The organism is Streptomyces mesophilus, assembly GCF_011044995.1.
Lineage (GTDB): Bacteria > Actinomycetota > Actinomycetes > Streptomycetales > Streptomycetaceae > Streptomyces > Streptomyces mesophilus.
Window position 1 is genome coordinate 59,458 of record NZ_JAAKZW010000003.1, and the last position, 21,143, is coordinate 80,600.

At 70.7% G+C, this 21,143-nt stretch carries 16 protein-coding genes; 7 read left to right on the plus strand and 9 right to left on the minus strand.

The genetic code is table 11. The annotated features are described in order from the left end of the window. Positions 1-12 precede the first annotated feature (12 nt). From G6045_RS01940 to G6045_RS01950, 3 genes are all read left to right on the plus strand, one after another. Positions 13-1,557 (plus strand): beta-ketoacyl synthase N-terminal-like domain-containing protein, encoded by a 1,545-nt coding sequence (locus G6045_RS01940; protein WP_165329968.1) that lies wholly within the window; start codon positions 13-15, stop codon positions 1,555-1,557. After that, positions 1,554-2,399, plus strand: a complete 846-nt coding sequence (locus G6045_RS01945) for a 4'-phosphopantetheinyl transferase family protein (RefSeq protein ID WP_165329969.1) — start codon at positions 1,554-1,556, stop codon at positions 2,397-2,399. Before G6045_RS01940 ends, G6045_RS01945 begins: the two co-directional genes overlap by 4 nt. Positions 2,400-3,016: 617 nt before the next feature. Further along, the gene (locus tag G6045_RS01950) at positions 3,017-4,270 is read left to right on the plus strand and encodes a helix-turn-helix domain-containing protein (RefSeq protein ID WP_165329970.1); all 1,254 of its coding nucleotides are present in this window, start codon (positions 3,017-3,019) and stop codon (positions 4,268-4,270) included. A 25-nt stretch (positions 4,271-4,295) separates the two neighbouring features. Here the strand turns inward: G6045_RS01950 and G6045_RS01955 are convergent, their stop codons facing one another. Together G6045_RS01955 and G6045_RS41925 are read right to left on the minus strand one after the other, a co-directional pair. Beyond that, the gene (locus G6045_RS01955) at positions 4,296-8,360 is read right to left on the minus strand and encodes an AMP-binding protein (RefSeq protein WP_165329971.1); all 4,065 of its coding nucleotides are present in this window, start codon (positions 8,358-8,360) and stop codon (positions 4,296-4,298) included. 248 nt (positions 8,361-8,608) lie between these two features. Then, a complete protein-coding gene (locus G6045_RS41925) occupies positions 8,609-9,037 on the minus strand; it encodes a hypothetical protein (protein ID WP_165329972.1) in 429 nt (142 codons plus the stop codon). 420 nt (positions 9,038-9,457) lie between these two features. Between G6045_RS41925 and G6045_RS01965 the strand changes: the two genes are divergently transcribed. Continuing rightward, complete coding sequence (locus tag G6045_RS01965; RefSeq protein ID WP_165329973.1) at positions 9,458-10,663, plus strand: aminotransferase class V-fold PLP-dependent enzyme; 1,206 nt, start codon at positions 9,458-9,460, stop codon at positions 10,661-10,663. A gap of 16 nt (positions 10,664-10,679) precedes the next feature. Here G6045_RS01965 and G6045_RS01970 read toward each other — a convergent pair whose 3' ends face one another. From G6045_RS01970 to G6045_RS01985, 4 genes are all read right to left on the minus strand, one after another. Beyond that, positions 10,680-10,958, minus strand: coding sequence for a hypothetical protein (locus G6045_RS01970; protein ID WP_165329974.1), 279 nt, complete (start codon positions 10,956-10,958; stop codon positions 10,680-10,682). Between the two features lie 32 nt (positions 10,959-10,990). Further along, positions 10,991-13,120 carry a condensation domain-containing protein gene (locus G6045_RS01975; RefSeq protein ID WP_165329975.1) on the minus strand — a complete coding sequence of 710 codons (2,130 nt, stop codon included), beginning with the start codon at positions 13,118-13,120 and terminating at the stop codon, positions 10,991-10,993. A gap of 135 nt (positions 13,121-13,255) precedes the next feature. After that, positions 13,256-13,744, minus strand: coding sequence for a nuclear transport factor 2 family protein (locus G6045_RS01980; RefSeq protein ID WP_165329976.1), 489 nt, complete (start codon positions 13,742-13,744; stop codon positions 13,256-13,258). A 149-nt stretch (positions 13,745-13,893) separates the two neighbouring features. Beyond that, positions 13,894-14,715 carry an AfsR/SARP family transcriptional regulator gene (locus G6045_RS01985; RefSeq protein ID WP_165329977.1) on the minus strand — a complete coding sequence of 274 codons (822 nt, stop codon included), beginning with the start codon at positions 14,713-14,715 and terminating at the stop codon, positions 13,894-13,896. A 294-nt stretch (positions 14,716-15,009) separates the two neighbouring features. Between G6045_RS01985 and G6045_RS01990 the strand changes: the two genes are divergently transcribed. Continuing rightward, entirely contained in the window at positions 15,010-15,768 is a 759-nt protein-coding gene (locus G6045_RS01990) for a thioesterase II family protein (RefSeq protein WP_165329978.1), read from the plus strand. Further along, positions 15,765-16,694, plus strand: coding sequence for an AfsR/SARP family transcriptional regulator (locus tag G6045_RS01995; RefSeq protein ID WP_165329979.1), 930 nt, complete (start codon positions 15,765-15,767; stop codon positions 16,692-16,694). Before G6045_RS01990 ends, G6045_RS01995 begins: the two co-directional genes overlap by 4 nt. On the opposite strand, the gene argB is transcribed toward G6045_RS01995, so the two are convergent. Both argB and G6045_RS02005 read right to left on the minus strand, forming a co-directional pair. Beyond that, the gene (gene argB, locus G6045_RS02000; RefSeq protein WP_165329980.1) at positions 16,648-17,613 is read right to left on the minus strand and encodes an acetylglutamate kinase; all 966 of its coding nucleotides are present in this window, start codon (positions 17,611-17,613) and stop codon (positions 16,648-16,650) included. The genes G6045_RS01995 and argB overlap by 47 nt on opposite strands. A 293-nt stretch (positions 17,614-17,906) precedes the next feature. After that, the gene (locus G6045_RS02005) at positions 17,907-19,250 is read right to left on the minus strand and encodes a lysine N(6)-hydroxylase/L-ornithine N(5)-oxygenase family protein (RefSeq protein ID WP_165329981.1); all 1,344 of its coding nucleotides are present in this window, start codon (positions 19,248-19,250) and stop codon (positions 17,907-17,909) included. 255 nt (positions 19,251-19,505) lie between these two features. Between G6045_RS02005 and G6045_RS02010 the strand changes: the two genes are divergently transcribed. Continuing rightward, positions 19,506-20,153, plus strand: a complete 648-nt coding sequence (locus tag G6045_RS02010) for an FMN-binding negative transcriptional regulator (protein WP_165329982.1) — start codon at positions 19,506-19,508, stop codon at positions 20,151-20,153. A 37-nt stretch (positions 20,154-20,190) separates the two neighbouring features. Here G6045_RS02010 and G6045_RS02015 read toward each other — a convergent pair whose 3' ends face one another. Continuing rightward, positions 20,191-20,916, minus strand: a complete 726-nt coding sequence (locus tag G6045_RS02015; RefSeq protein WP_235967429.1) for an LmbU family transcriptional regulator — start codon at positions 20,914-20,916, stop codon at positions 20,191-20,193. Positions 20,917-21,143 lie beyond the last annotated feature (227 nt).

Genomic DNA, 21,143 nt, shown 5'->3' on the forward strand with positions numbered 1-21,143 from the left:
CCGAGGACACGCATGGACACCAGGGAGATCCTGACCCGGTTCAAGGGCGGCACGATGGCCAGGGACCAGGCCGTGGCCCTGCTGACCGGGACGCCGTTCGACGCCCCGACCCCTCAGCCGGTGGTCGCCGACTCCACCGGGGCCACGGCGGATTCCACTCCGGTTGGGCGGAACCCGCACGAGCGGGCTGCGGCACCAGAGGCGATCGACGACTCGGGCGTCGACCGGTACGCCATCACGGCCCTGCACGCGTGCGCGCCGAGTGCCGACGGCCTCGACGTGTTCGATGCGGAGTTCTTCGGCCTCGACGCGGAGGACGCCGCACGACTCGGCGCGCAGGAACGCCTGTTGCTGGAGACCGTCTGGCAGATGATGGAGAAGGCCGGACAGGTCGGCGCCCGGCTCGATGCCCTCACCACGGCGCACGGATCCCCCCGCGCCGTGAGCGTTCACCTCGCCGGCGCGGTCGGCAGCGGCGGCGCGCTGGCCGGCAGGCTCTCCGCACTGATCGACCTGCGCGGGCCGAGCCACTGCGTGGACAGCGGCGCGACCTCCTTCCTGAGCGCTCTGCATCTTGCTCTGCGTACGCTGCGGGCCGGCGACTGCGCCGCGGCCGTGCTCGCAGAGGCCGGCAGCGGCGGGGGCAGCATCCTCGTCAAGCCGCTCACGGCAGCCCTGAGCAGCGGTGACCCCGTGCTCGCGGTCATCCGCGCCAGCGCCGCCGGGCACACCGGACGCGAGGGGCCGGCACACGCCGACGCCCGTCTCGCCGGGCAGGCGCGGGCAGCCGCGGACCTGGAGACCACCGATATCATCGTGGAAGAAGGCGAAGCGGGTGACGCCCAAGCCGCCCTCGGCTTCCCGGCGTTCGCGCGCACCGTCCGACAGCTGACCCCCGGCGCGCCGCCGCCCGGACGCGATGGCCACGGCGTAGCCCCGCCACAGCGGCGTGATCCACAGAGCAGCGAACCCGCGCGGACCGCCGCCCTTCGGGTACGTGATGCGAGCGGGACCAGCGGCTACGTGATCCTGGAAGAACATCTGCCGACAGGCCCCGCGACACCCGCCGCCGCACCGGACGCCGAGGACCGCGACGAACTGTTCCTGCTGTCGGCGCCCACCCCGCGGCATCTGACGGAGACCGCCCGGCTGATCGCAGGTCGGTTGACCGACCGGGCCGACGCGCCCCCGTCGCTGGCCGCCGTCGCCCATGAACTGCGCATCGGCCGCGCCGCCATGGCCTGCCGCCTCGCTGTGACCGTACGCCACCGCGGCGAACTCGCACGCCTGCTGGAGGGGTTCGCCGAGGGCGCGGAGGATCCCGCCGTGCGCCACGCCGATCTGCGCAAGCAGTCGGGCCGGCCCCCTCTCCTCGAGGAGCTCGAGGAGACCGGTGCCTATCTGGCAGCGCTGTGGCGAGGACGTCACCTGGAGGCGCTCACCCGGCTGTGGCTGGAAGGCGTCGACGTGAGCCGTGGTGAACAGCCCACGTCGCAGCAGCTGTTGGTGCTGCCCGGTACCGCCATGCTGCGCCGGCCGCAGAGCTGCGACGCATGAACGTGACCACAGCGCCGCGGGCGCACCGCACCGAGACCGCCTCGCCGCCGGAGCCGGTGAAGGTGTGGCTGTGCTCCAACGACGAGCTGCCGCCCGAGCTCGCGAGTGTACTGGCCGAACACTGGCTCGATGAGGAGGAACAGCAGACCGCGGACCGCTTCCTCTTCGAACGGGACCGGCGCCAATACCTCGTTGCCCACAACCTGGTCCGCCGTGCGCTCGCGCTGGAAGCCGGGCTCGTCGAGGCGGAACTGGGCATCTGGCGTTCCCCACGCGGGCGCCCCTTCCTGCGGCCCATGCCCGGCGGACTGCCCCGCGGCGGCGGTCACCTGGACTTCAACCTGTCGCACGCGAGCGGCTACAACCTGCTCGGCATCGTCCGCAGGCACCGCATCGGTGTGGACGTGGAAGTCCTCGACCGTGATGCCCAGGCCATCGAAACGATCACCTCCACCTTCGCCCCCGAGGAGCAGGAGTGGATCGCGCGCGTCGGGCAGGGCCCAGCGCGCGACCGGCGGGCGCTGCGCCTGTGGACGCTCAAGGAGGCCTATTCCAAGGCGCGTGGCCTCGGACTCGGGCTGCCCTTCGACGAGTTCGTCTTCACCTTGGCCGACGAGCGCGGCGTCCTGGCGTTCCGTCCACCGGCCCAGGATCCGTTCCCGCGGTGGCACTTCCTCGAACTGGAGCCGACGCCCGACGTGTTGGTCGCGATCGCCCTGCCGGTGGACGAGGCCACCGCGTCCCGCCCGCCCGAGTTGCAGCTCCACCTCGGCTTCCCCTGGGCGCGGGCGGTTCCGCGCCCCGTCACGCTGCCGGACCCGGTGGGCCTGCTCCAGCGGTGACATGTGCCGCAGCCCAGCGGCCTGCCTGATGTCCCGGGGCCGCCTGCGGCCGTGCGGCCCCTGACCTTCACCCGTCCACGGTGGGTGGCCTGCCCGCGGGACGCGGACCGCACGTCCTCCCTGCCAGGCGGGCCGCCCACCGTGCGGCCCTGTCCGACCGTCACTCAAGGCGAGGGCGCCCGTGCTGCGAACAGCTCGGGCACCTCACGGCCAGTCGAGGTCATCATCTCCGGGCGAGGCCCACCGAGCTGCTATCGCCTTGGCGCCGGCGCCCCAAGGCGTGGCACAGGGAATCGGGCTGTTCATGAACGACTCTGATTCTCGGGAGAGAGGGGGCAATTGACACACCTCGTCACTCATTGTCGGAGAACCTGACCTAAACACGGAGATCCTGCCCGTTCTCGCTGGACAAACACTCGAAGAAGTCGTGAGGACCGCACGAGAAACACACGAGAGCCGGCAAAGGCGCAGGCCGGCGTCCTGGCAAATGTTTGCCGAGCAGTTGCCGCCCTGTCTAACCTCGATGTGACCCCGCCGGTCCCCTTCCCGCCGGCAGCCAGAGCATTCCGCTTCTGTTCCTGCTCCTGGAACACAAGGGAACCCGGCGAAAGGCCTCCATGCTTCGACAACCCGCGTTCGGACAGCGCCTGAAGAAGATGCGTGCCGCCCAAGGGCTCTCCCAGACCGCGCTGGCCGGAGACGGCATGTCGACGGGTTATCTCTCCCGCCTGGAGTCCGGGGCACGCCAGCCGACCGATCGGGCGGTCGCCTATCTCGCCGAGCGGCTCGGTGTGCAGCCGGCGGACTTCGAGGCGCCCGCGGGCGGTTCGCTGGCCAACGCGCTCAGCCTCGCCGCCTCGACAGGCGCCGACGACGCGCTCGTCACCCTGCAGGAAGCCCTGTCCGCGGAAGGTCACGAGTCACCGGTGCTGCGCTGGCAGGCCGTCTGGCTCCTGGCCGAACACTGCCGCCGGCAGGTCGACTTCGAGGCCGAGCGGGTCCATCTCGAAGAGCTGATCCGGCTCGGGGACCAGGTGGGCCTTGTGCCGCTGAGGGTACGGGGCCTGAGCCGACTCTCGCGTTGTGTGCGCGCCCTGGGCGACATTCCCTACTCCCTGGAACTTGCCATGACGGCCCATCAGCTCTCGCGGGAGCACGCTCTGGGCGTCGACGACCTGGCCGGGGTGCTGCTCGCCCTGCTCTCGGCACAGAGCGAGGCGGGGCGGCTGACGGAGGCACAGGCGAACGCCGACGAGCTCATCACGCTGGTCGAGGGCCGCACGGACTCCCTCTGGGCGGAGTCCTTGTGGGGCGCGGCCGCCATCCGCGCGCGACAGGGCGACGACGCGGGCGCGGCACGTCTGCTGCAACAGGCACTCGACGGGTTCTCCAGCAAGGAGGACCTGGTGCTCTGGTTGCGCCTGCGGATTGCCGCCGGCCGCTCGTTCGTCGTGCAGACACCGCCCGACGCGCAGGCCGTGCAGGCGTGCATCACCGGCGCCGAGCAGGCCTTGGCCTTCGTCGGCACCGACGGTCTGCGCCAGCAGCTCAACTCGCTCAAGGTCGAGTACGCGTTCCTCACCAGCCGGTACGACGACGCCGGCGCCCTCCTTGACGAACTCGCCCAGGAGCAGCTGCGGATGAGCCATCGCGACCAGGTCCGGCTCGACATCTTCCGCAACCAGCTGCGGATCCGCAGCGGCGACCCGAGCGGAGTGGACGGGTTGCGTGCCCTCGCCGAGCAGGCGCACGCCGACGCGAATCTCGACCTTGCCGCGCACATCTGGCGTCTCCTGGCCAAGGCGCTCACGGAGATGCAGCAGGATGCCGCGGACGCGGTGCAGACCGCGGCGGCGCACGGCAGCTCCTGAACCGGCCCGCGACGATCCGCCGCTCTCACAAAAGCCCGCCCAGGCGGGCGGTGATGTGGTCGAGGCACGTTTCGTAGGAACTCTCGGCGTGGGTCCGGTGCCAGCCCGCGGGTGCGGCGAGCGTCGCGGGCCACAGCGCGTGATGGCCTTGAGGGTCGGCGAGGACGACGAAGGTGGCGAGCGTGTCGTCGAACGGGTCGTCACCCGCACCGCGGTCCAGCACACGCAGCGCACCGCCGGCATCCAGACGACCGGCACAACCGGTACGCCACATCCGGGCAGGAGCACCGTCCGGTGCGAACGGGTCGGGCAGGAACCGCTCACCGGTCGCGGCGGGCGCCCCCGCATAGCCCTGCGCCACGCCCGCGCCCGCGATGTACAGCGCTCCCTCTTCGCCGGGAGCCACCTGCCGCAGCTCGCCGTCGAGCAGGTAGACGCGGTATCCGGGGGCGGGCCTGACGGGGCTGTCGCCGGACTGCTCGACGACGAGGCGGCCCTCCGCCCAGCCACCGCTGACAGCAAGTTCGATGTCCTCGCCGCGGGCCAGCGCGAGCAACGCGCACAGGGTCTCGTCCGCGCCGCCGAGCACGGTGCGGGCCTTCATCTGCTGCAGCCAGCCGAGGACTTCCTGCGGTACGGCTTTGGTGAGCGCACCGTCCGGCACGTGCACGCGCGCGCCGCAGACCAGGGCGCCGAGCAGGCCGAGCGCGGTGTCCGCGTCCGGGTAGCCCTGGACCAGCCAGGCGGCGTCACCGGGCGGAGCCAGGGCCGCGGCGCCGATGGCGGCGGCACCGACCAGGACCGTCCCGTCGGCGGTGGGAGCGAGCAGCACCGGCGCACCTTCGGCGAGCGGACGGACGCGGTCGGCGTCGGTGACCGGCCATGGCGCCGACGCCGGGCCCGCCTCGCCCTGCACCAGGCGGGCCGCTCCAGGCACGGGCCCGAGTACCAGATCCGCCGTCTCATCCAGCAGCAGCACCGCAGGGCACACATCGGAGGTCAAGGCGGTGGAGGGGTCCACCGGCAACAGTGCCGCACCCGTTTTGAGGACGGCGAGCGCGGCCACCGCGAAGGCGACAGGTGAGGACAGTGCCGTCAGCACCGACGTACCCGGTCCCGCGCTGTGACCGATCAGCGCGCGCGCCAACAAGTCGGCGCGAGCGTCGAGTTCGCTGTACGTCACACCGGGCAGCGCCGGAGCGAGAGGGGCACGGGCCACCTGGGTGCGGAAGAGCGCGAGGACGTCATCGGTGCGGTCGACGGGCAGCGCGCTCCGCTCGCCCGCCCAGGGAGCGCACGCATCGGCTGACGGCGGCTGGGGGCCGAGCAGGCTCAGCGGGAGCTCCGGGCTGTCGAGCACCGCCGCGAGCACCGCGGCGAACTGCTCGGCGAGTTCCGCTGCCTCCTGGTCGATCAGCCCTTCTCGGTACGCGGCGCCGAGGACGATGCCCGCACAGCCGCCCTCCGCGGTCTGCCGTTCGGTCAGCGTGAGCACCAGATCGGCATCCGCCACGGGCAGTCGGGGCCGTTCGGGCTGCACGGTGAGCCCGGCCGCACCGAACTGCCATGGTTCTCCCCGCACTTCCTGGAGCACCGCCAGGGCGACACCTCCGGGTTCGGCGAGTTCGCCGGTGGGGCTCCCGAAGGCGGCCAGGTCCGCGCTGTGCACCCGGCGCAGCAGCTCTCCGAAGGCCGGGTCACCCGTGGTGTCCGCGGACAGAGCCAGCGTGCGCCCGTAGAAACCGACCGCACCGCGCAGGGCGTGGCTGTGCCGGGCCGGGACCTGCGCGGCCACCGTCACCCGTCCGCCGCCGGCGCCGAGCGAGCTCAGCAGGGTGACGAGCGCGGCGTGCGCCACCGTGAAGACGGTGGCGCCGTGCGCGGCGGCGAACGCGACGAGCCGTGTGTGCAGTTGCTCGTCCAGGTCGATCTGTACCTGGTCGTACGAGGCGTGCGCGCACGGGTCGTACGGCCGGGGCTCGCGCGGGGCACAGCCCGGCAGCGAGGTGGGTGCCGTGTCGCCGTTCAGCGCCCGGGGCGCGCAGTCCAGACCGGTGGGGGAGTGGTCCGGGGCGGCGCCGGTGGCGCGGGCCTCGTAGGCGCGGGCGAGTTCCGCGGCCAGCGGCAGGTGCGACCACAGGTCGACCGAGTCGGCGGGCAGGGTCAGTTCGAGGAGGTGGTCGTCGTCGGCGAACGCGCGCAGTCGCGTGCCGGCCGTTCCGATACGTGAGGAGCGCAGCGCCTCGTGCCGCCGGCCCAGATCGGTCAGGGCCCGGTCGAGGGCCCGACGGTCGAGCGGACCGAGCAGCCGCAGCGGCAGCACGGTGCTCTCCGTGCCCGCACGGACCGGCCCGCAGGCGGTGGCCGGGCCGTCGCCGAGCACGGCGGCGAACTCCGCGGGTGTCGATGCTTCGTACAGCGCCCGGACACCCGGATCGGTCCCCATAGTCGCGCGGACCCTGGACAGCAGCAGATCGGCGTCGGATGCGTCGCCACCGAGGGCGAAGAAGTCGGACCCGGCGTGCACTTGGCTGCGCGGCAGGCGCAACACCTCGGCGAACAGGTCGCGCATGATCTCCTGGATCGGGGAGCCGGGCTCGGTCCGGTCGGCCGCGGCTGCCTCCTCGTCGGTGGATGCGTCCTCGGTGTTCCTGTCCGCCGGGTCCCCGGCAGAGGTGGCCGGTGCCGCGTATACGCCGGTCAGTGGCCCGGCCGGGATCTGGTCCGGGTCGACGTACACGATGTCGAGCAGCCCGCGCCCCTGTCCCGACCAGGTCGGCAGCGCCAGATACCCCAGGAGTTCACCGGCCGCGCACAGCTCCTCCGGATCCGGGGCGAGCCGGCCGTGCGGCGCACGGGAGTCGGGCACGGCGGCCAGCCGCAGGGTCGCGGGACGTGCCGCCTCAAGGAGCGCGGTGGCGCCTGCGGGTGACCAGACATCGGTGCCCCAGCGCAGGACGGGTGCGGTGGCCAGGTCGGCGACCGGCTCAGCGGTGTGCAGGACGATGTCGTAGGAGTGACGGGTCCGCTCGTCGGGGTGGATGGTGCGTGGGATGCGCAGGTCCACCGCTCGTACTGCGGGCAGTTCATCGGCGAGCGAGGCGAACACGTCCGGATGCAGCGCCGGTTCACCATCGGTGGGCAGGTCGTCCCGGCCGGTGTTCACGTCGCCGAGGAACCGGGTGTTCACGTCGCCGAGGAACAACGCACCGCCCGGCGCAAGAAGCGGCAGGACGTGTTCGACGAGGCCGCGTACGGCGGCGGGGGAGGCGCAGCGGTGCACCGCCGTGCCGAGCACGATCGCGTCGAAGTGGTCCGTGGGGAGCCCCATGACGTCCTCGAGCTCCTGGCAGCGCAGCTGCGTCCGCCGGCTGAGCGCCGGGCCGCACTGCGCCCGGGCCGCGAGTGTGGCGAGGGTGCGTGCGCACGGGTCGGTGGCCCAGTATTCCTCGCACTCCGGGAGGCCGCCGAGGGCGCCGAAGCGTCCGGGCGCGCCGACGCCGATCTCCAGGACCCGGCGCCACGGGCGCAGTGTGGTGTCGAGGTCCGCGCCCCAAGGGTCCTGCGTACCAAGGGGGTTGGGCGATCCCGCTGTTGCCAGGAGCTCCCGGTGCGAGACCGCGATGCCCTGCGCGGTGCCTGCGGCCGGGTACCAGATGTACGCCGCTGCCTGGGCCGGCCCGCCGGGACGTGCGGTGAAGTCCGCCGCTTTGGTGGCCGGGGCTTCGGCGGCCGATGCTTCGATGCCGTCGAGATCCACGACCAGCGCGTCCAGGCCCCGGTAGTCGCCTTCGCCCTCACCCCGGGTCAGGACCACCCGGGCGAGACTGTCGCGCACGATCAGCCGGCGGCGGGCGGCCGGCGCGGACGGGTCGAGGGTGACGAGAGCGGCGCCGGCGCGCAAGACCGCGAGGAGCGCGACCACCGCGTCCGTACCTGTCGTCAGCGTGGTGGCGACACGGTCGCCGTCGCGCACACCGCGGGTACGGAGGTGGAGGGCGACACGGTCGGCGGCCGACCGAAGTCGGGGCGCGTCGGGCCGGGTTCGGATGTGCTGCTCGACAAGATCACAGACCGACAAGACCGACATCATTCGCTCCTCGGGGCGACGCCTTCCGGCTTGGAAACTTCTTGCCAACACTTTGGCAAGTACGTCTTGTGGCGCCGTCTCGTCTCGCTTGAGCGGCGCTGGATGCACAGTTCGGCAGGGGAGGGGCCGCGCGGTCGGCCGGGGCGGTCTTGGCAAAACCGTGGCGCCGATGACAGGCCGAAGCCCCCGCGGCGGCTCAAGGCCGGCGGGGGCTTCTCGGTGGCGCTGCGTCCGAGACCGAACCGCGCTCAGACGGCGAGCGAGACAGGGGAGGTCGGCAGACCCGGGTCGCCCTCGGTGGCGGGGGCGACGGGCAGGCCGGGGTCACCCTCGGGAGCGATGGGCAGACCCGGGTCACCTTCCGGGGCGACGGGCAGACCCGGGTCACCCTCGGCGGCGGGGGCGATCGGCAGGCCGGGGTCGCCGGCGGGGGAGGTCGGCAGGCCGGGGTCACCCTCCGGGGCGACGGGCAGACCCGGGTCACCCTCGGCGGCGGGGGCGACGGGCAGGCCCGGGTCGCCGACCGGCGTGCTCGGCAGACCCGGGTCGCCGGCCGTCTGCGTCACCGAGGACGCGGTGTCGGCGGCGTACGCGGCGGAGGAGCTGATGGCCACTCCGGCGAAGGCGGTGGCGGCGACGGCGGCGGCGGTGGTGGCGATCCGGGCGATGCGGTTCATGACTGGCTCCTTGGTTTGTCAGTTTGTGCTTCGGCGTTGGCAACCTTCTGCCAAGAAGCTTGGCAAGAGTTCCTTGTGTATCTCTCGTAAAACGGTCGAGATTTAATAGAGCCTTCCGGCAGATTCTCTCCAGGGCGTCGACCGCTTCCCGCATTTCTCCAGAAGCAGCGCTCTGACCTGCGTATACAGGGTTGTTGAAGAATTTGGCAGAAATCCGCGCCGCTTGGCAAAACTCGGCAACTTCCTGCCTGGCAACAAGGCAAAGAGCGGTCGCGGCGGGGGGAATGCGACATTTCCCCCGGATGAAATCGCTTACTAGATTCCCACTGGAATGCTTGTTGCCAAAATCTCCCGACGCCAGGCAATATCTTGCCAACAAGTTAGGCAGAAAGTTTCCAAGCGCCGAGGGGAGCCCCGGACATGAAGGCGACGTCTCACGGAGGTACACGGGTCCACCTGGACCCGGCCGGCCAGGGCCGGATGCCCGACGCCGCCCGTGCGGCGTTCACGCACTGGGCACGGCACGACGACCGATACGGCTCTTGCGAACTGGAGGAGTACGTCGAGGACGTGGTGCGGGACGAGCTCGCCCTCCGCCTGTCCACCGCTCTGCGGGCACCTGTGGGCGACACCGCCCTGTTCACGGGCGCGGCCGATGCGTTCGCGGCGTTCACGGAGCAGTTGCCGCTGGGCCCGGGCGACCGCGTCTGGACCACGCCGTACGAGGGTCACGAGCAGCTGACCGCGCTGTACGCGCTGCGCGACCGTACGCGCTGCGACCTGACCGTCGTCCCGCTGCGGGAGAACGGCGACCTGGACCTGGAGTGGATGGGCGCCCACCTCGACGACAGCGTCGCGCTCGTCTCGGTGACGCACGTCCCGGCCGGCTGCGGCATCGTCAACCCGGTCGAGGACATCGGCCGCATGCTGCAGGCCCACCGGGGCCTGTACGCGGTCGACGCCTCGTATTCCGTCGGGCAACTGCCGCTGGACGTCTCGCAGATCGGCTGCGACCTGCTCACCGCCGACGGCTGGCGTTACCTGGGCGGCCCGCAGGCCATCGGATTCGCCAGCTTCACACCGGAGTTGAAGGGCTACTACGAGCCTTCGGACGGAATGCGGCCGCGGCCGGAGCCGCACGGCGCCGCCGTCGTCGCACTGAACGCGGCGCTCGCCGAACTTCCCCAGGTCTTCCCGGACCAGGAGCTGGCCGATGCGGTGCGCGACATGGTCGTACGGGCCCCCGGGGTCGAAGTGATCGCCCCCGGCGGCGTCCAGTCAGCGATGCTGGCCTTCCGCCACGAACGGCTGTCCGCCGGGCGGATGCGCAAGGAGCTGGCGGACCGGGGTGTCGTCGTACGCAAGGTGGTCGGCCAGGAGACCCCGCTCTATCTGCCGGGGCGCGGCATCACGACCGCGGTACGCGTCTCGCTGAGCCACGACACCACCACGCAGGACATCGCGCGATTCGGCGAGGCGCTCGACGACGTACTGGCCGCGACCTACCGCAGCCCCGCGGCCGTCGCTCCCCGACGGCAGCACGAGGGCGCCACGATCCTGCGTTTCCCGGTGCGCCCAGCGGCCGGCGAGGAGACCGGGGCGCTCGGGCTGCCGCACGGCCGATAGCTTCCCAGGCGGGTCTTCAGCGCTCCTCGACCGAGAGCGCAGCGCTCGGTCCGGGCGGACGATGCTCTTGCCGGCAGGCCGCGTACACCGCGACGAAGGCGGCGAGTCCGCTCACCGCGCCGTCCGGTATGAGAGCCGTCACCGGGACGTTCTGCTTGAACCCGCGCGACAGCGCGCGGTGCGCCTCGAGTGCGGCGGCGACCAACTCCGCACGGTCGCCGTCCCCGCGGGTCATCGCCACCGCCTGTGCCCAGGCACGGGAGACGATCTCGTCCTTGCGCTGATGAACAGGCACGGATGCCTCCTTGTGGTCGCGCCGAAGGGGATTCACAGACCGCGTCCGAGGGCGGACGCCAGTGCGCGGGCCAGGCTGTCGGGAGCGGTTCCCGCCGCGTCGAGCACGACGGCGAGCGGCCGGTGGCCGTCGGCCGCGCTGAGAGCGGCGATGGCGCAGGCGGCCTCGCCGTCACCGGAGAAGGCGACCAGGGCCAGGCCCGCGCCGGAACGGCTACGGGCGCCGAGGGTGGCGTGCACGGCGCGTGTGGCGGTGTCCGCCGCGGGGCCGCCGGCCGGTACGGGCCCCAGCAGGAGAATTTCCTCCGGCCCGGTGTAGGCGTGCGCGAGCCGGCCGTAGAAGGCACGGGAGATGCCCGGCGCCTGCAGCAGACCGATCGTGCCGGCGCCGGCGCATGCCGGAAGGCGCAGCACGGCCTGCGGGACACTGTCCTCGGGGGCCTCGCTCGGTCTCGGCGCCTCGGCGGCCTTCGCGCGGGGCGGGGTTCCGATCCCCAGCCCGGAGAGCAACTCGAGCGCCTCGCCGACGGTGGTGAACTCTCCGGCACCTCTTGGCAGTTCGCGCAGCAGCAGCACCACATGGGCGAGCAGTTCCATGACCTCGCGGCGGTGTGCCCGGTCGTAGGTGGCGGTCAGGACCAGCCGGCCCTGCCGGTCGTGCTGGGCGATCAGGGTGACCGGGTAGGCGGTGTGCGCGCCGAGGCTCTGCGGCGGCTCCACCTCGACACCGAGTGCGCCGAGTTCGGTCTGCGAATCGGTGAGGATGCGCGGTGCCGCCTCGAAGGTGAGCAGGGTGTCGGCGGGCGGCTGCGTCCTGCCGGCCAGTTCGTGGATCTGCCCCACCGACATCCATTCGTACGCGGTCTGGTCGAGGAAACGGTCACGCAACGCGGCGATCAGTTCGGGCAGCGTGGCGTGCGGGTCCACGAGCACGGACTGCGGCAGCGGACCGGCCAGGGCGCCAGGGGTGAGCTCTGCCCCCTCGAACGGGACGGTGCGGCCGGTGGCGGTGGTGGCGAAACGCACCTGTGCCCGCCCCTCGGCCCGGCCGGCGCGGTACAGGAGCAGCGACCACACCGCCTGCAGGGCGATGAACTCGCCCGCGCCCCACCGCGCGGCCCAGCGCCTGAGCTCTGTTGTCTCCTGCTCGGTCAGGCGCAGCAGGGAGCGTCCGTCGCCGCGCCCGCCAGGGGTGAACAGAGGGGGGACACACAACGGTTCACCGGCTCGGAAGCCACTGGAAGCGGTGGAGTCACCCGAAGCAGTGGAGTCATCAGAAGCGGCGGAGTCACCGGAAGCCGCGAAAAAGCCGTCGGCGGGTGTGGTGCGCTGCGAGGCAAGCCAGGTCCCGTAGTCCGTCATGTCGGGACGGCGCTCTCCGCCGGGCAGCACTCCACCGGCGAGGTAGCCACGGTAGAACTCCCTGACAAGGAGCCGGATCGAGAAGCCGTCGAGCAGCGCGTGATGGTACGTGAGGAGAATCCGGGCCGGCTGCGCCCGTCCTCGCGGGCCGCCCCCCAGCAGGGTGATACGCAGGGGGGCCGGGCGGCGCGGGTCGATGCCGCGGCGCCGTTCGGCTTCGACGAGAGAGGGCCATTCGGTGCTGCCGTACGGCATGCGCAAGATCTGCGATTCGGCCTCCTCGTGAATGACAAGACCGGGTTCTGCCCAGCCGTCGAAGGCGGTGCGCAGCACGGACTCCCTGGCGAAGACCGAGTGCCAAGCCGCAGTGAACCGCGCCACGTCCAGCGGGCCGTGCCAGTCCCAGGCCACCTGCTCGACCTGGCGCCCGGAACCGGGGTGCGCGTCCGCGTCCGCGAGGAGTTCACGCTGCAGCGGCGTCGCGGTCAGGCGGCGGGTGCGCAGGGAACTGCGGCCGCCGCGGGTGAGGAGGTCGGCCAGCGCGCCCAGGGGCGGTTGCTCCCGGGCCGGGTGTGCGCTGCGGTTGAAGCGCAGTGTGTGCTGCCCGGGCCCGCGGCGGTGCAGGTCGGCCAGCCAGGCAGGAGTGCCCGGGCGGCGTGCCGAGAGGGCATCGAGTGCGGCTTTGACCCGGGTGGCCTCGATCGGCCCGCGCAACTCCACCACGGGAGCTTCGTCGGGACCGAGGCGCACGATGACAGCGATCGGCTCGTCCTGCGGACGAGCGAAGCGGCTAGTGGTCATCGGCTGTCCGGGGCGCGCCCAGGCGAAGGCCCCTCTCCTTTCCCGAGGTGCGCCGCTCGAGCATCTGCAAGGCCATCACCAAACCCCTGACAGAATCCTGACGTCCCGATCAACCGGCGCGGGCTGCACGGCAGTTCAGGCCAGGTCGTCACGGAGCACCCGGCGGTGCGCGATGCGCCACTCGCCGCGGCTGGGGACCAGGGCGTCCTCCATCACACAGACGTACAGCGACTTGCCGCCGCCCATGTGCAGGGCCTGGCTCTCGCTCTCGTCCGACGGTGCGTGTACCAGGGCCGAACAGCGGGTGCGCAGTGCATGATCGTGGCCGGGCAGCAGGTCGAGCCGGCCCACCCAGTGGGTGAGGCGATGGCCGGCCCGCCGCCGGCGCGCCGCACCGGCGCGGGGATAACGGGTCAGCCCGGTGCGCGCCGGCACCGGTTCGGGCAGAAAGGGCAGGTCGAGGGTTGCGTCCTCGGTGAACAGGCCACCCCACGCCGCGACATCGTGCGTATCGAGGATGCGCATCTGACGTGCGTAGAACTGCTCGGCCTGCCGGTGCAGCGCTGCGAATTCCTGGGCCCGGCCGAGGCGTTCGGTACGGGTGTCGATCAACTCGACGGTCATGGTCCCGGCCTCCGGATCCGTCCCGATATCAGTCCGGCCAGTGTCCGGGACTGTGATCGAGCATCAGTCGAAGCCGGCTCAAGCGTCGCTGGAGCACCCTCCGCTCGGCCCGCCACGCCTCGCTGAAGGCCACGGGCCGATCGACGTGATCAGGCCGCAAACAGGTTGAACGTCGAGGTGCGCCGCTCGCCCGACAGCACATCAAGCGTCGGATCGACAGCAAGGATCATCTGGTGCAGACGCTGCAACTGCGGCGAGGGCTCCACACCGAGTTCGTCGATGAGACGCTTGCGCAGCCTGCGGTAGACATCGAGTGCGGTCGCCTGGCGACCGGCACGGTACAGCGCGACCATCGCCTGCGCGTGCAGGCCCTCGTGCTGCGGATGGCGTGCGATCAGGTCCGCGAGTTCCGAGACGAGGTCGCCGTGCCGACCCAGGCGCAGATCGGCGTCGATCCGGCGCTCGAGCGTGACCAGACGGGACTCCCGCAGCCGGAGGATCTCGATGGAGAGGACCGTGCCGGCGGGGACATCGACGAGAGTGGGGCCTTTCCACATGGCGAGCGCGCTCTTGAAGTGCTCGGCCGCGTGGGCGTCCTCGCCGCTCTCGAAGGCGCGTTGGCCGTCGGCCACCAACTGCTCGTAGCGGTACACGTCCACGCAGTCGGCCGAGATCTGCAGGACATAGCCGCCGTGCCGGGTCGAGAGGATCTCCTTGGCATTGCCGGGGGCGTCGGGCCCCATGGCGGTGCCCAGCCGGCGGCGCAGCTGCAGCACGTACGTCTGCAGCGTGGTCATGGCGCTCTGCGGCAGGTGGGAAGACCAGAGCTCCTCCATGAGTGTGCCCACCGGGATGATCCGGCCCGGATGAAAGGCGAACAACGCAAGGAGCTGGCGAGGTTTGCTCGCGGTGGGCACGATCGAGACGCCGTCGAGGGTGGCGGTGAGCGGGCCCAGAACCTGAATCTCCACAGTTTCCTCCCCGTACGCAACGAGAGTTGGTCGTACCGGAGACCAGCCAGATCGGTCTGGGGGTCCGTGGAAAGATAGAACGGTTCGCGTCCTCTTCGTACGACGCTGTACCGGCGCTCGAGTCGGCCTGTACGCAGGCTCGTTCGGCCTGGAGACGTTCTCCAGAACGCGTCGAGCCTCACTTGAGCGGACGGCTGTCCGCCGGGCGCCGCGGCTATCGTCGACAAGCCCAGTCCTTCGTCCAGGGCCAGGCCATCCATCCGGACACGTGAGTGTCTTGTCCCGGGAGCCGCCATGCTAAAGGCCCTTGAGCCCCGGCTGCGTCTGTTCGTGTTCCATCACTCCGGTGGCTCGCATCTGATGTACCGCGACTGGCCGGCATGCTTCCCGGCGGACTGGGACGTGTACGTACCCGATGCCCCGGGCCGCGGTCCGCGCGACGAGCGGGCCGCCGTGAGCGACACCGGCGCGCTCCTCGATCACTTCGAGCATGAGTTGGACGACAGGCTGCGCGGCCGCTTCGCGTTCTTCGGGCACAGCATGGGCGGGCTCGTGGCGTACGAGCTGACCCGCCGGCTGCTGGCCGCCGGGCGGACCCCGCCCGTCTGGCTGGGGGTGTCCGCACGCAGCACGCTGCACCCCGACGGCGACCCCACACGCCGCCACCTGCTCTCGGACGCGGACCTGCGTGCGGAGCTCACGGCGATGGGCGGTACGTCGTCCTCGGTCATGGACCACGACGAGCTGTGGGAACTGTTCTCGCCGACCATCCGCGCGGACCTGCGGATCAGCGAGACCTGGCGTACCCCGCCGCTCACCGCCCCGCTGCCTGTACCTCTGTCCTTGTTCGGCGGCGCCCAGGACCATGTGGCCCCGCCGCAGCGCATGGCGGGCTGGGCCGGGGTGTCCGAGCGCTTCCTCGGCCACCACCTCTTCGAGGGTGGCCACTTCTACTTTCAGGGCAGCGGACTTGCTGAGGTGACGCAGCGGATCCACGACGACGTGAGCCGCGCGTTGCTGCCGGCCGAGGAGTCGCCCCAGGCAGTGCGATGACCGTCGAGCAACTCGCCGTACCGGCGGTGCGCGAGGCGACGGAGTTCCGGCTGCTCGGGCCCGTGATCGTGCACGATGTGCGGACAGGGGTCGGCTTCGCGCCCGCCAGCGCCAAGCAGAGGGCTCTGCTCGCAGCCCTGGTCATCCATGCCGGGGAGCGTCTTTCGGTGGACCGCCTGGTCGAGGAGCTGTGGGGAGACCGGCCCCCTGCCAACGCGCCCAACGCGCTGCAGGCCCATGTCTCACGGCTGCGCCGGCTGCTTCCGGAACGCGACCACGAGTGGATCAGCACGTTGCCCACCGGATACCTGCTGACCCTCGGTCATGCCTCGACCGATGTGGCCCGCTTCGCACGGCTGTCCGCGCAAGGGCGGACAGCCGTGCCCGAAGACCCGCGTTACGCGGTGGAACTCCTCTGCCAGGCCATTGAGTTGTGGCACGGGCCCGCCCTGCTGGACAGCTGTCACGGGCCCATCTGCACGGCCGAGGCGGACCGCCTCGAGGAACAGCGACTGACCACCCTGGAGGCTCTGTACGAGGCCCGTCTGAACACGGGCACCTATCTCGCTGTCATCCCCGACCTGGAGCGGCTCATCGCCGACCATCCGCTGCGAGAGCGTTTCTACGACCTGCTGATGGTCGCCCTGTATCGAGGGGGCCGCCAGAGCGAGGCACTCGGCGTCTACGAGAGCGCGCGCCGCCGTCTGATCGGCACGCTCGGCATCGAGCCGGGCCTTGCCCTGCGCTATCGGCTCGAGGCGATCCTCAACCACTCACCCGCCCTGACGTGCACGCGCCCGCACCCACCGAGCCTGGTGACCCAGGTCGCCGAGCTGCAGGCCCGTATCGACCGGCTCGAGCGGGCGCATGAGGACATGCTCAAAAGGTGCTGTGAGACCGACCGGCACTTGAAGTCATCGCTTTGAGGAACGGGTTGTCCCGCAGTGGCTCCACGACCTCCGGATCGGGGACGACGACCGTCCCGAACGCGTCGCCGGGGAACATCTGCAGGAGCACCGCGTGTGCGACTCTGCCGTCGATCACGCGAGCCGCGCCGACCCCGCTCTTCACGGCGTCGAGGCAGCCCGTCATCTTGGGCACCATGCCGCTGCTCAACTCCGGCAGGAGTTTCTCCAGTTCGCTGATCGTGAGCCGTTCCACGACCTTGTCGCTGTGCGGCCAGTCCTCGTACAGGCCCGCCACGTCGGTGAGCATGATGAGCTGCTGGGCGCCGAGGGCGGTGGCGAGCGCCGCCGCCACGGTGTCGGCGTTGACGTTGTAGACATGGCCGTCCTCGACACTGCGGGCCAGCGGAGAGATCACCGGTATCCGGCCGGCCGAGAGCAGGTCCTCGATGGCGTCGGTCCGTACTTCGACGATCTCTCCGACCCGGCCGATGTCCACCGGCTCCCCGTCGATCCACGGCTGGTGTTGCCTGGCGGTCAGGCTGTTCGCGTCCTCGCCGGTCATGCCGACGGCGAGCGGAGCGAACTGGTTGATCAGGCCGACCAGTTCGCGCTGGAGCCGGCCGGAGAGCGTCATCCGCACCACGTCCATCGCTAGCGGCGAGGTGATCCGCAGGCCGGCCTTGAACTCACGCGTCAGACCGTGCAGGGCGAGCTCGGCGTCGATCTGCGGGCCGCCCCCGTGCACCACCACGGGCCGCAGCCCGGCGCAGCGCAGAAAGACGATGTCGCGGGCGAACGCCGCCGTGAGGCTCTCGTCGACCATCGCGTGGCCGCCCAGCTTGATGACAAGTGTGTGGCCCTGGTGGCGGGCGAGCCAGGGCAGGGCGTCGTCGATGGCATTGGCTTTGAGCTGGGCGAGGTGTGTCAGGGATGTCATGAGAACCTCGCAGGAGGAGCGATGAGTTCACCGACCGGGACAAGGGCGCTCATGGGCACGATTCCTTCTGTGGAGGACCCGGACGCGCGCCGGGCCTGATCAGCAGGGAAGTTGTGTCAGTACGGTTCGGGGTACGCGTGGCCGGGTGTTCCTCGACCGCCTGAGAGCTCTGAGGAAAGTGACTCACTGTCCGCTCGACGAATCGTCGTGAACTGCTCGAGAACGGGTGCAGCGGAGGCACAGGGCGGCCCCGGCGCCGGAGGACGGCGCCAGGGCCTGCGGGCGGGGGCGGCTCAGACGGCCGAGTGCGCGAGCTGCGCATCGGCCAGCTCCGCCCGGGTGCGCCGCAGCACGATGGAGTCGGCGATCTCCCCGCTGCGCACCGCGATGTTCGACAACAGTGCCGAGGACAGCCCGTGGGTGTGCTCGGTGCCGCCCTGCAGATAGACCCCGCACGTCAGACCGGTCGCGGTGACGAGGCGGTAGTCGCGGGTCACCTGATGCCTGCCCGACTCGTCGCGCTTGAAGTTGCGGTCGAAGTCGTCGCCGAGCAGCCTCGCCGGGTCCAGGCCGTCGTAACCGGTGGCGAACACCAGCGCGTCGACGACGATGTGCTCCTGTGTGCCGTCGAGTACGGAGTGCAGGACGACCTTTGTCGCGTCGCCCAGGTGCTCGATCTCGGCGACCCGTGTGAGGTTGCGGAAGTGCAGCCGCTGGCTGCCGCGCACCTGCTCGTCGTACGAGCGCTGGTACAACGCGCGGATGACGTCCGCGTCGACCACCGAGTAGTTGGTGTTGCGGTGGTAGCGCCAGAAGGAGTCACGGGCGCGCTCGGTGCCGAAGTAGTACTCGTCGACCGCGTTGGGGTCGAAGATCTGGTTGGCGAAGGGGGTGTCGTCGGCGACGGAGTAGCCGTACGACGGAAGGATCGCCGAAACCTCGGCGTGCGGCAGGGAGTCGTAGAGGAACCGGGTGATCTCGGCCGCACTCTGGCCGGCGCCGACCACCGCCACGTTGCGCAGCTCATGCGGGGGCTGCTGCTGGTACCTGCTGAGGAACTCCGAGCTGTGCCAGACCCGCGCACCGGCCGACATGCCGTCCGGCAGTCGCGGCACCAGACCCGTGGAGATGGCCACGTTGCGCGCGGTGACGACGCTGGTCGTTCCGTCGGCGCCGCGCACTTCGACATCGAGGAGCCCCGGCTGACCGTCCGCGTCGGCGACGGGCCGGATGGCTGTGACCTCGGTCCCGTAGGTGACCCGGTCGCTCAGGCTCGACGCCGCCCACTCCAGATACTGATGGAATTCGTGGCGTGTCGGGTAGAAGTCCTGGTTGTTGACGAACTGAACAAGTCGGTCGGAGGCGTGCAGGAAGGAGATGAAGCTGTACCGCGAGACCGGGTTCCTGAAGGTCACCAGGTCCTTGAGGAACGAGATCTGCATCGTCGTCGACGGCAGCAGCATGTTCCGATGCCAGCCGAACATGAGCTGCCGCTCGAAGAAGTGCGACCTGATCGGCTGCTCGGGGGACGTGGCCTCGTGCTCCTCCAGGGCGATCGCGAGCGCCATGTTGGACGGGCCGAACCCGATACCGACGACGTCGTAGATCTCTTCGCTGGGCCTACCCGTTGTGTCCATAGAAAACTCTCCCGCTGGCGTGTGGAAAACTCGACCGGCTGGCTCGAGAGACCGTTTTGCAGTGTTCTCTTCCGGGCGTCGTGCGGGCAACCGAAATGAGCGTGGAATTGCCCCCGGCGTCGTCGAACGCCCCTGATTTCCTAGAAGGTTGTCCCGTCGCCAGGACGGCCAGTAGCGTGACCGGCGTTCTTCTGGATTCCCCTTGCCCTGCATCAGGGCCCCGTCCCCGACTCTATTCCCGAAAGGTGAATTCGGATGTTCGTACCCAGCTTCTATCGTGAGCCGGACGCGTCCTGGATGGTGGACCTGGTCCGTGGCAATCCGCTGGCGCTCGCGGTGACCAACGGCGACCCTCAGGAAGGGCCCTACGCCACGCACCTGCCGGTGATCTTCGATCCCGCGGCCGTCGGTGACCCGGAGGGCGGACTGCCCGGCGCCACGCTGCTCGGGCATCTGAACCGGGCCAACCCGCACTGGTCGGCGCTGCAGGACGGCCAGTTGCTGCTCCTGACGTTCACCGGCCCGCACTCGTATGTGTCGCCCACCGTGTACGAGACGACGCCGGCCGCCCCGACCTGGAACTTCACTTCCGTGCATGTACGCGGCGTGATCGAGAAGATCACGACCATCGAGGAGACGCTGGAGGTCGTGCGGGCCACCGTGAGCGCCTACGAGGGAGCGTTCGGCAACGGCTGGGACATGACCGCCTCGCTCGACTACTTCCGCAAGATCGTGCCCGCCGTGGGCGCCTTCCGCCTCACCGTCACCAAGGCCGAGGGCATGTTCAAGCTGAGCCAGGAGCAGCCCGGAGAAGTGCGCGAGCGGGTGCGGGAGTCGTTCGGGCAGAGCGGTTGCACCTATCAGCGCGAGACGGCGGCCCTGATGAGCAAGCTGGGAGGATGACGGGAGCGGCCCGGACGCGGGCGGTCAGGCCGTACGGTCAGGCATGCACGGCTGCCGCGGGCCGGGCCGACTGCTCGATGAGGTCCGCATCGGGCTCGCCGCTCTCCTCGTCCAGGGTGCTGTGCGCCGCACTGTCGAGCGTGCTGACCACCCACTGCTCGAAGTCCACGCCTCGTTGCCGTGCGGCTTGGTGCCACCGCTCGATCCGGTTGCCGGGCAGCTCCAGCTGACGGCTCGGTGCGGGCGGCACGCTCCGCTGCTGCTCGCCCTGGTGGACGGCGCGGATGGCATGGCGCAACTGCTTGGTGGTCCACCGGTGTTCCTCGGCGCGGTCGAGCCAGAGCTCCTGTTCCGGCACGGTCATGGACGCCAGTTCCGCATGATGCTGGAAGGTCAGGGCCGGTCTGCGCCGGCTGTGGTCGAAGCGCCGGGAGACCCAGGCGTAGTTGCGCAGCGTCTGGTACGAGAGCCCGACGGCCCGGATGCCGCGCTGGTAGCGGTCGGTGTAGTGGTCTTTCCCGTAGACCATCCAGTCCCCCTTCCACCAGGAGGACGAGTCGAGGACGTCGGCGAGCTGCCGTCCGGCGCGCTCCCATTCGTCGTAGGCCATCTTGGCCGGTATCTGCAGGCCGACCCGCGTCGTCAGGACTTGACCCCGGCGCGGCGCGTCCGGCGTGGCCCGCGGCTGCCGGGCCGGTGGCTGCGGGAGCGCGGGTGCCATGGAGCCGGCGAGCCCTGCGGTCTGTTCGGTCTGGTGCGCCATCACGCCTCCAGGGGAAGGATGCACTGAACCGACGTGAAGCCTCCCAGGGGCACCTCGGCCGTCACCTGAGGCCCGCTCGAACGCTTGCGCGCCGCCCGGCTGTTGACAGCCGGGCGGCGTCCGCGTTTGTCCTGTCGACGGGAACTGACGGAAAGCTGTCGATATGAGTCCGGCGTTCCGCTGCGGGAATTCTCCTCCAGGAAATGACGGCGTGAATGCCCGAGTTG

What these genes read in the sequence shown, in the direction of transcription:
- G6045_RS01940 (WP_165329968.1), top strand. Translation starts at nt 13, where the DNA reads ATGGACACCAGGGAGATCCTGACCCGGTTCAAGGGCGGCACGATGGCC.
- G6045_RS01945 (WP_165329969.1), top strand. Translation starts at nt 1,554, where the DNA reads ATGAACGTGACCACAGCGCCGCGGGCGCACCGCACCGAGACCGCCTCG.
- G6045_RS01950 (WP_165329970.1), top strand. Translation starts at nt 3,017, where the DNA reads ATGCTTCGACAACCCGCGTTCGGACAGCGCCTGAAGAAGATGCGTGCC.
- G6045_RS01955 (WP_165329971.1), bottom strand. Translation starts at nt 8,360, where the DNA reads ATGTCGGTCTTGTCGGTCTGTGATCTTGTCGAGCAGCACATCCGAACC.
- G6045_RS41925 (WP_165329972.1), bottom strand. Translation starts at nt 9,037, where the DNA reads ATGAACCGCATCGCCCGGATCGCCACCACCGCCGCCGCCGTCGCCGCC.
- G6045_RS01965 (WP_165329973.1), top strand. Translation starts at nt 9,458, where the DNA reads ATGAAGGCGACGTCTCACGGAGGTACACGGGTCCACCTGGACCCGGCC.
- G6045_RS01975 (WP_165329975.1), bottom strand. Translation starts at nt 13,120, where the DNA reads ATGACCACTAGCCGCTTCGCTCGTCCGCAGGACGAGCCGATCGCTGTC.
- G6045_RS01980 (WP_165329976.1), bottom strand. Translation starts at nt 13,744, where the DNA reads ATGACCGTCGAGTTGATCGACACCCGTACCGAACGCCTCGGCCGGGCC.
- G6045_RS01990 (WP_165329978.1), top strand. Translation starts at nt 15,010, where the DNA reads ATGCTAAAGGCCCTTGAGCCCCGGCTGCGTCTGTTCGTGTTCCATCAC.
- G6045_RS01995 (WP_165329979.1), top strand. Translation starts at nt 15,765, where the DNA reads ATGACCGTCGAGCAACTCGCCGTACCGGCGGTGCGCGAGGCGACGGAG.
- argB (WP_165329980.1), bottom strand. Translation starts at nt 17,613, where the DNA reads ATGACATCCCTGACACACCTCGCCCAGCTCAAAGCCAATGCCATCGAC.
- G6045_RS02005 (WP_165329981.1), bottom strand. Translation starts at nt 19,250, where the DNA reads ATGGACACAACGGGTAGGCCCAGCGAAGAGATCTACGACGTCGTCGGT.
- G6045_RS02010 (WP_165329982.1), top strand. Translation starts at nt 19,506, where the DNA reads ATGTTCGTACCCAGCTTCTATCGTGAGCCGGACGCGTCCTGGATGGTG.
- G6045_RS02015 (WP_235967429.1), bottom strand. Translation starts at nt 20,916, where the DNA reads ATGGCGCACCAGACCGAACAGACCGCAGGGCTCGCCGGCTCCATGGCA.